Source organism: Flavobacterium rhizosphaerae (genome assembly GCF_046000445.1).
Taxonomy (GTDB): Bacteria; Bacteroidota; Bacteroidia; order Flavobacteriales; family Flavobacteriaceae; genus Flavobacterium; species Flavobacterium rhizosphaerae.
In genome coordinates this window covers 20,133-28,084 of the sequence record NZ_JBELPZ010000005.1, presented here as the reverse complement: position 1 = coordinate 28,084, position 7,952 = coordinate 20,133, and the positions used below count along the sequence as shown (strand labels likewise).

At 41.3% G+C, this 7,952-nt stretch carries 5 protein-coding genes; 1 reads left to right on the top strand and 4 read right to left on the bottom strand.

Translation table 11 applies throughout. The features are described from left to right. From ABS766_RS06675 to ABS766_RS06665, 3 genes are all read right to left on the bottom strand, one after another. Positions 1-3,771 (bottom strand): GEVED domain-containing protein (locus ABS766_RS06675; RefSeq protein WP_408084353.1); only part of this gene is annotated, 3,771 nt, incomplete at its 3' end. 356 nt (positions 3,772-4,127) lie between these two features. After that, the gene (locus ABS766_RS06670; RefSeq protein WP_408084352.1) at positions 4,128-4,637 is read right to left on the bottom strand and encodes an acyl-CoA thioesterase; all 510 of its coding nucleotides are present in this window, start codon (positions 4,635-4,637) and stop codon (positions 4,128-4,130) included. A gap of 59 nt (positions 4,638-4,696) precedes the next feature. Continuing rightward, positions 4,697-5,635, bottom strand: a complete 939-nt coding sequence (locus ABS766_RS06665; RefSeq protein ID WP_408084351.1) for an HU domain-containing protein — start codon at positions 5,633-5,635, stop codon at positions 4,697-4,699. Between the two features lie 100 nt (positions 5,636-5,735). On the opposite strand from ABS766_RS06665, the gene dprA reads away from it, so the two are divergent. Further along, entirely contained in the window at positions 5,736-6,839 is a 1,104-nt protein-coding gene (gene dprA, locus ABS766_RS06660; protein ID WP_408084350.1) for a DNA-processing protein DprA, read from the top strand. A 114-nt stretch (positions 6,840-6,953) separates the two neighbouring features. On the opposite strand, the gene trpS is transcribed toward dprA, so the two are convergent. After that, complete coding sequence (gene trpS, locus ABS766_RS06655; RefSeq protein ID WP_408084349.1) at positions 6,954-7,931, bottom strand: tryptophan--tRNA ligase; 978 nt, start codon at positions 7,929-7,931, stop codon at positions 6,954-6,956. Between the last annotated feature and the right edge of the window lie 21 nt (positions 7,932-7,952).

The window sequence follows — 7,952 nt, the reverse complement described above, 5'->3', positions numbered from 1 at the left end:
ATACCAAACAAGGGTAGCACCTTCTGATGCGGTAGCTTCAAGCTCTTCGGCAGTAGCGCCTGTACAAAAATCCTGTGTGGCTTCTGCAACAGGGGCAGCAGGTATTTCATTTACAGTAATGTTAACAGCTGTCCAGTTGCTTTCGCAAGCATCTGTAGTTTGAGATACATAATATGTGCCTGTTTCAAGAACAGTATCGCCGGCAAGAGTTTCGGTGTCATCTTCAGAAGCATACCAGTTAATAGTAGCACCTTCGGCACCGGTAACTTCAATCTCCGATAGCAAAGCACCTGTACAAACACTTTGGTCTGCTACCTCAAGGCTGGCAGGGGCGTTACAGGTAGTTGTAAAGCTACCGGTAATGGTATTAGAGTCACAGTCTTCACCTTCGGCTATTACACTATAATAATAAGTAGTAAAATTATCAAGGCCTGTTATAGTTACTGTTGATGTTTCAGATGTAAACGGAGAACCGGTTATTTCTGTGGTCATGGCTTCATCAGTATATACAGAAACACTGTATGTATCGCCTTCTGTACTACCCGGTGCAGGTGTAACGGCAACTTCTGTTTCATCCGGAGTACCGCTTACGGCTACGCTGCTAAGTATAGGGCAGTCATCTGCAATAACCTGAGCTGCTACACCAAAAACATTTGGTACAGGCTCTGTAGCTCCGGCAGAAGTTTTTGTAACATTAACCGATGTAATCAGTTTGCTCTGGTTGGCTGCATCTACAGCCAGTGTAACATAAAATATTTTTGAAGCACCTGTTTCAACAGCACCTGTTTGGTTTTCTGCCCTGCTTGCACGGCCTATATAGGTAATAAGTGAAGAACCTGTGCCAAACCAGTCAGGAACCGATACGCCTGTTGCCAACTGGCTGGTACCATCGGCAAAGTTTACCTCTGCAGATATGGTTGAACCACCACTACCAGAAGTTACAGCAAGGTATAGGTTACTGGCTTTTATAGGGTTAACAAGTGTAAGCATACCGCTGTTATTTTGACCCGGTAATCTTAATGCATTATTTTCACTATAATCCTGAAGGTTAAATTTAACATTGCCACTTGAAAGGATACGGTTTAACGGTACACCAACAGAAGTAACCGTACCTGTAGGGTTATAATCGAGCGCTATATATACATAATTAACGGCATCAACCGAATTGGTAGTAGAGTAATATGCTTTACCAACACCATTTGCAATAACATCTTCATTAAATCCTGTTACATCTACGGGGGTATAACCCACAACCGGTACAAAGTTTAGCACACCAGACCAAGCGGCACCGTCTTCACAGCCCTCTGTAGTAGCTTTAACACGGTAGTAATATGTTGTGCTGGTTGTTAGCCCCGATACTGAATATGAATTTTCAGAAGTGGTATAGGTATCAAAAAGGGTTGTAAGGGCTGCATCACTATACACTTCAAGCGTATAGGTAACATCATAAGCTCCTCCACCGTAAACGTATGACCAGTTTATGGTTGCAGAAGTATTTGTTATATCACTTACACCCGAAGCAATAACGGCAGATGGGCAGGTAATAATATCTTCTGAAGTTACATCACTATAAATAGGGCCATAACAATCTAACCCCCCTGCATTATATGCATATACAAAGTAGTGATATTGAGCGTTTGACATTATGGTTGCATCAGTAAAACTTCCTGTAGCTGCACCAACGGCTACTACAGTACCACCACCAAAGCTTTGGCCTACACTCAATACATCACCATTTTCCGGGGTTTCATCAAGAGTGTTCTCTGTGCTTCTTATTACCACATATCCGGTAGGCGCATCGCCATCAGGTGTAATGGTTCCTGTTATGGCGGCACCTGCTACCAACTCAAATGAAGGCGTACCCGGGGTTGCACAATCTTCTGGCTGATCAATAACAGCCAGTGTATAATCTTCTGTCTCACCATAACTTGTATTTCCACATGGCGTCATGGTAGTATTCCAGTAGTACGCAGAGCGCACCCTCATGCGGTAGTTGCCAAGTGCTGTTTCTTCTGGTACATTAATAGTTCCGGATACTGTCATAGGCTCACTAGAACCATATGTAAATGCATTAATCAATTCTCCCTCATCATCAAAATCAAGGTCATTATTCCAGTCTACCCATACCGATACCAAAGCGTAAACACTACTCCTGGTTACATTGTATGTAAAACTACCTCCGGGAACCACGCCAACAATTTGCGTACCACTATAGTTAGAATAAGCACCGCCGGCACCAGTACCGTTGTTGATGTTTAAAAGTCCTCCGTTTGTGGTTACACTGCTTATGTTATAAGAACCTGGTGATGCCGATGTTGGCACACAATATTCAAGCGTAAATGAACCTGTGGCATAAGCTGAATCGCAGGTTTCATTAGATGCCTGTATTTTATAATAGTAAGGAGTAGCGATACTTAATCCATTAATAACCTGAGAAGTTGCTGTTACACCAGTAAAAGGCGAACCTTCTATCTGCTGGGTATAGTTTTCATCAGTATATACTTCTACAGTGTAAGTAACAGCAGTAGCATCGTTTCCTGATGCAAGTGCCCAGCTAAGCTCTGCAGAGTTAGCCGAAAGAATTGTAGCATTTGACGAAGCTACCTCTATACAACTTGCAGCAAGTTTACCCGACACGGCAAATATGTTTGGTATTTTTGTGTTAGAGCCGTCAAAAGTTTTGGTAATGGTAATGCTGTTTACCAATTTAGACTGGTTGGCAGCATCAACAGTTATACCGATCTGGAATAGTTTAAAGTTTCCTGAAGAGGTTACCCCCGTAGTCCTTTTTACACGGCCAATATTGGTAATAATTGCAGGGGCATTTGCCGTAGCAGCACTATCCCAGTTTATAAGGTCTATGTTGGTTACTGTTTGTGTAGTATTATCATCAAAATTAATGGTTACAGAAATTTTAGAACCTCCATCTCCCGAAGCTGTGGCAAGGTAAATATTTGTAAGTGCCACCGGCTGAGTAAGAGTAAGGGTTCCTGAATCTCCATTATTTGGCAACCTTAATGAATTTTCGTCAGAATAATCTTGCAGTATGTATTGCAGACTGCTGTTAGTAGAGCTGGTTAGTCGCCTGTTTACCGGTAAACCAAAGGTAGCGTTAGGCGAAGCTTCGTTAAGTTTGTAATCCAGGCTCATGTAGGCAAAGTTCGCGCCTGGGTTATCAGAATCTACCGAAGCGGTAGTTGAATTTAACGCAAGTCCGGTACCATTTGCAATAACATCTTGTGTAAAACCGGTTACATCAAGCGGTGTATAACCTTCCTGTGCTGTAAAGCTGCCGTTGGCATAATCTCCACATGTAGTGTTATCAACCATAACCCTATAATAGTAGGTAGTGTTAATAGTTAAACCGGATAGTGAGTAGCTCATAGCATCAATATCGGTATAGGTTCCGAAAGATTGTGTAAAAGCAGCATCGGTATATACCTCTAAAGTATAAGTAGGATCTGTAACACTGCTTACTTCGTTCCAGTTTATTACGGCCGTAGTAGATGTAATGTTACTTACACCGGCAATAACAGGGGCTGGTGTACAATCCTGGTAAAAAGCTGCACCAGCACTCCATCCATTTACCGATAGTGCAAGTAAAAATGCCATGGCATACGGGCGAAATGCAAATGTTGTTTTCTTTTTCAAAGCATCAAAGAACTTAATCTGATGACTGCCTGGCGAGCCGGGCTGTAGCTGTTCCATGTTTTTATGCGGGTATAAAAAATGTAATACCCTGCCAAAAAACAGGCGGTAATTTTCTTTCATAAAGTTTTTTATTTAAAGCATTAATAGGTTCTAAAGATAAAATAATTAATTATTATTAACACTATATTAAGAAATAATAAATTTTATAAAATTATAAATAATTTATTTTTCATGTGATATTTATAATTTTTATTTAAAAACAAACACAAATAAGTTACAATAATATATTATGCATGTTTTTTAATCATCCTATTCTTCCTAATATAACAAATTAATATTTTTAATATATATTTATAACTTATACATGAATATTTTCTTATTTAAGAACAATTAATTCTTAAATAACCCTACATAAATATAAAAAATCGCCAAACAGGCGATTCTTTATATCATACTTACGGTATACTGTATATATTCTAAACAAATAGTGCTTTTAATTCCGTTGCATCATGGGGTTTCATCTTACCGGCTAAAACAAGGCTTAGTTGCCTGCGGCGCAAAGCACCATCAAAACGTTGCTTTTCAATTTCAGTTTGGGGCACTACCGGGCTTACTTTAACAGGAGAGCCACTATCATCAACGGCCACAAAAGTATAAATAGCTTCATTCGCCTTAGTACGTATGCCTGATGAACGGTCTTCTATCCAAACATCAATAAAAGTTTCCATGCTGGATTTAAATGTGCGTGACACCTTAGCCTCTATAGTAACTACACTACCAAGGGGTATAGAACGGTTAAAAGCCACATGGTTTACCGATGCTGTTACCACTATGTAGCCGGAATGCCTGCGTGCGGCAATACTGGCAGCACGGTCCATCCGGGCCAAGAGTTCTCCACCAAAAAGCTGATTAAGCGGGTTGGTTTCTCCCGGCAAAACAAGGTCAGTCATTATACAAACAGAATCTGAGGGGTATTTCTCCTTCATAAATGAATTTTTGTCAAAGATACATAATAAAAAATCTCCCTTAACGGGAGATTTTTATACTATTCTTCAACCATCAGCCAGGCTTCCCGGTTGTGCTTGTTTTGTATAATATGCAGGTTTTTGTTTGCCTCTGCAGATGTGGCATAGCTGCCATATATTACCGGATAAAGGTTAAATCTGTTTTTATCTAATATTTCGGCCTTATATCCTAACGCCTTTAGCCCGTTCATGGCATATTTTGCATTACCCAGACTACGGTAAGCGCCTGCTACAATATGGTAGGGCTTGGGTTTAGCCAATTCTGCCTTTAGTGGCAAGGTAACTGCCGGCAGCGTATCAATAAAAAAGCTTGCCTCGGCTATTTTTTGCTGCACGCCCTGCTGCACATCTTTTTCTACCTGAAGGGTTTGTGCGGCAATTTCTCCATTGCGGTAATTTACAAAAGCAGTAGCGCCCACTCCGGCCATAACGGCAAATACAGCCGCATACTTTAAATAAGAGTAACTCCTTTTACGCGCAGGGGTAAATACTATCGGGGCTTTTTCTTCTATAACCTCTGCCTGCTCTTTATAAACTTCACGTTTAATAACAGGAGATACTACCGGGCTTAAACCAAAAGCTTCGGTTAGATAATTTGTATGGTTATCAGGCGTAAAAACCAAAGTGCCTTCTGCATTGGTATACAGTTCGCCCAGGCTTTTAAATACAAGGCTATCGCCATTTTGCAGCCTTTGCCTCCATTGCTGTACTACACCTGCAATACCCTGCACTGCAGCATCGTAAGAAATTTTTTCCTGTAATGCAATGTGGTTTGCCAAAAGGCCGTCATTATTTTTTAAATTCGCATTAAAAGAAATGAATTTTTTTGGCGGATATATGGTGTTGGTAGCGGGCTCCAGCCTGGCGCTCCCGGCCTGGCTTAAAAAAGCGCCGAAGCCCGGAACAATAACACACTGGTAGCGATATAGTAATGAAGATATGTACTTTTCTATTGTCATAACAACAAAATTAACCAATACCGTGTCATGTCAAAATTTTATATCCAATTTTTATTAACAATTACCAACCAACTGTTAAACAATTAAATACGTTCATTTAATGACGGACAATGAATTACTGGATATCCTGGCCCTGATGCGGGTGGATGGCATTGGCGATATAGTGGCAAAAAAACTGATAAGCCACCTTGGAACGGCCGGAAATGTTTTAAAAGCAACGAAAAAACAGCTTACCGCAATAGAAGGCGTGGGTGAAATTTTATATAATAAAATACAGGCATCAAACACTTATGCCCAGGCTGAGGCAGAGATAAAGTTTATTAAATCCAACAATATAACCCCACTTTATTTTCTGGAAGAAGACTATCCTGAAAAGTTAAAACATTGTGTTGACGGCCCTGTACTATTATTTAGCTCTGGAGCTATTAACCTGAAGCATAAAAAAATTATAAGCATTGTAGGCACCCGCCAGATGACTGCCTATGGCGCTGATTTTTGCCGCCAGCTACTGGAAGGCCTCGTCCCGCTTGACCCTGTGGTTGTAAGTGGGTTTGCCTACGGGGTAGACATACATGCACATATTATAGCTATGGAACTGGGGCTGCAAACCATTGGTGTAGTTGCACACGGGCTAAACCAGATATACCCTAAAGTACACAAAAAATATGCTGCCAAAATGGAGGAGAACGGTGGCTTTTTTACTGAATTTTGGAGTACGGCAAACCCTGATAAGGAGAACTTTGTACGCCGCAACCGCATAGTGGCAGGTCTGGCCGAAGCTACCGTAATTGTTGAAAGCGCCGAAAAAGGGGGTAGCCTGATAACCGCCAATATTGCCAACGATTATAACCGTGATGTTTTTGCGCTGCCCGGCAGGGTTACCGATAAATATAGTATGGGCTGTAATAACCTTATAAAAACCCAGAAAGCCCATTTACTTACCTCGGCGGCTGATTTAGTGTATATGTTAAACTGGCAGCCGGAAGATAAAAAACCAAAGCCGGTACAAAAACAGCTGTTTATTGAATTGGAACCTGAAGAACAGGCCGTATATGATTATTTACTGAAAAACGGCAAACAACAAATGGATATTATAGCGCTGGAATGTACCATGCCCATACACAAACTATCATCGCTTTTGCTTACTATGGAGCTTAAAGGCGCCATACGCCCACTACCCGGTAAGTTGTTTGAAGCGGTTTAAATTAAGTAGCGGTTAGCAGTAAAAATACTCAGAATCATTCACAATTTGTACAAAAAATACAACTGTGGTGTGAAACACCTGTAAACTGTTAACCGCTACCCATAAATTATATTGTTATAAATTAGTATACCCCATTTTTTCCCTTACACGTGCTAATACGCCATTGGCAATAACAGCGGCTTTTTCTGCCCCTGTTTTAAGGGCGGCATCTACCTCATCCGGATTGGCCATATAATGGGCATATTTTTCACGCTCGGTTTTAAAGCGATCACATATCAGCTCAAACAATGCCTGCTTGGCATGCCCATAACCATAGTTACCCCCAAGGTAGTTGGCGCGCATGGTTTCGGTTTGCTCAGGTGTTGCCAATAATTTATAGATAGCGAACACATTATCGGTATCCGGATTTTTAGGATCCTCCAGCGGGGTGCTGTCAGTTTGTATGGCCATTACCTGTTTGCGTAATGGCTTATCATCCTGAAATATATTAATAAAGTTATTACGGCTTTTGCTCATCTTTTCGCCATCAGTACCGGGCACTATGCGGGTAACATCGCTGGTAATGGCTTCGGGCAATACAAAGGTTTCGCCCATCTGGTGGTTAAAGCGGCTGGCTACGTCACGGGTAATTTCTATATGCTGCAACTGGTCTTTACCTACGGGTACAAATTCGGCATCATACAATAAAATATCAGCTGCCATAAGCATAGGGTAAGTAAACAGGCCTGCATTAACATCTTCCAGCCTGTCGGCCTTATCTTTAAACGAATGCGCCAGCGTTAACCGCTGAAACGGGAAAAAACAGCTAAGGTACCAGGCAAGTTCTGCCGTTTGGGGCACATCGCTCTGGCGGTAAAATATAACACGGTTAATATCCAGTCCGCAGGCCAGCCATGTAGCAGCAACACTATAGGTGTTTTCTTTTAACTCTTTGCCATTTTTTATCTGGGTAGCCGAATGGAGGTCGGCTATAAATAAAAAAGATTCATTTTCGGGGTTATTAGCCATTTCTATGGCCGGGAGTATAGCCCCAAGCAAGTTACCTAAGTGCGGCGTACCTGTACTTTGTATACCGGTTAATATTTTTGACATTATACTGTTATTGAAATTTGC

Coding starts and splice junctions, on each gene's coding strand:
- ABS766_RS06670 (WP_408084352.1), bottom strand. CDS start 4,637: ATGAAGGAGAAATACCCCTCAGATTCTGTTTGTATAATGACTGACCTT.
- ABS766_RS06665 (WP_408084351.1), bottom strand. CDS start 5,635: ATGACAATAGAAAAGTACATATCTTCATTACTATATCGCTACCAGTGT.
- dprA (WP_408084350.1), top strand. CDS start 5,736: ATGACGGACAATGAATTACTGGATATCCTGGCCCTGATGCGGGTGGAT.
- trpS (WP_408084349.1), bottom strand. CDS start 7,931: ATGTCAAAAATATTAACCGGTATACAAAGTACAGGTACGCCGCACTTA.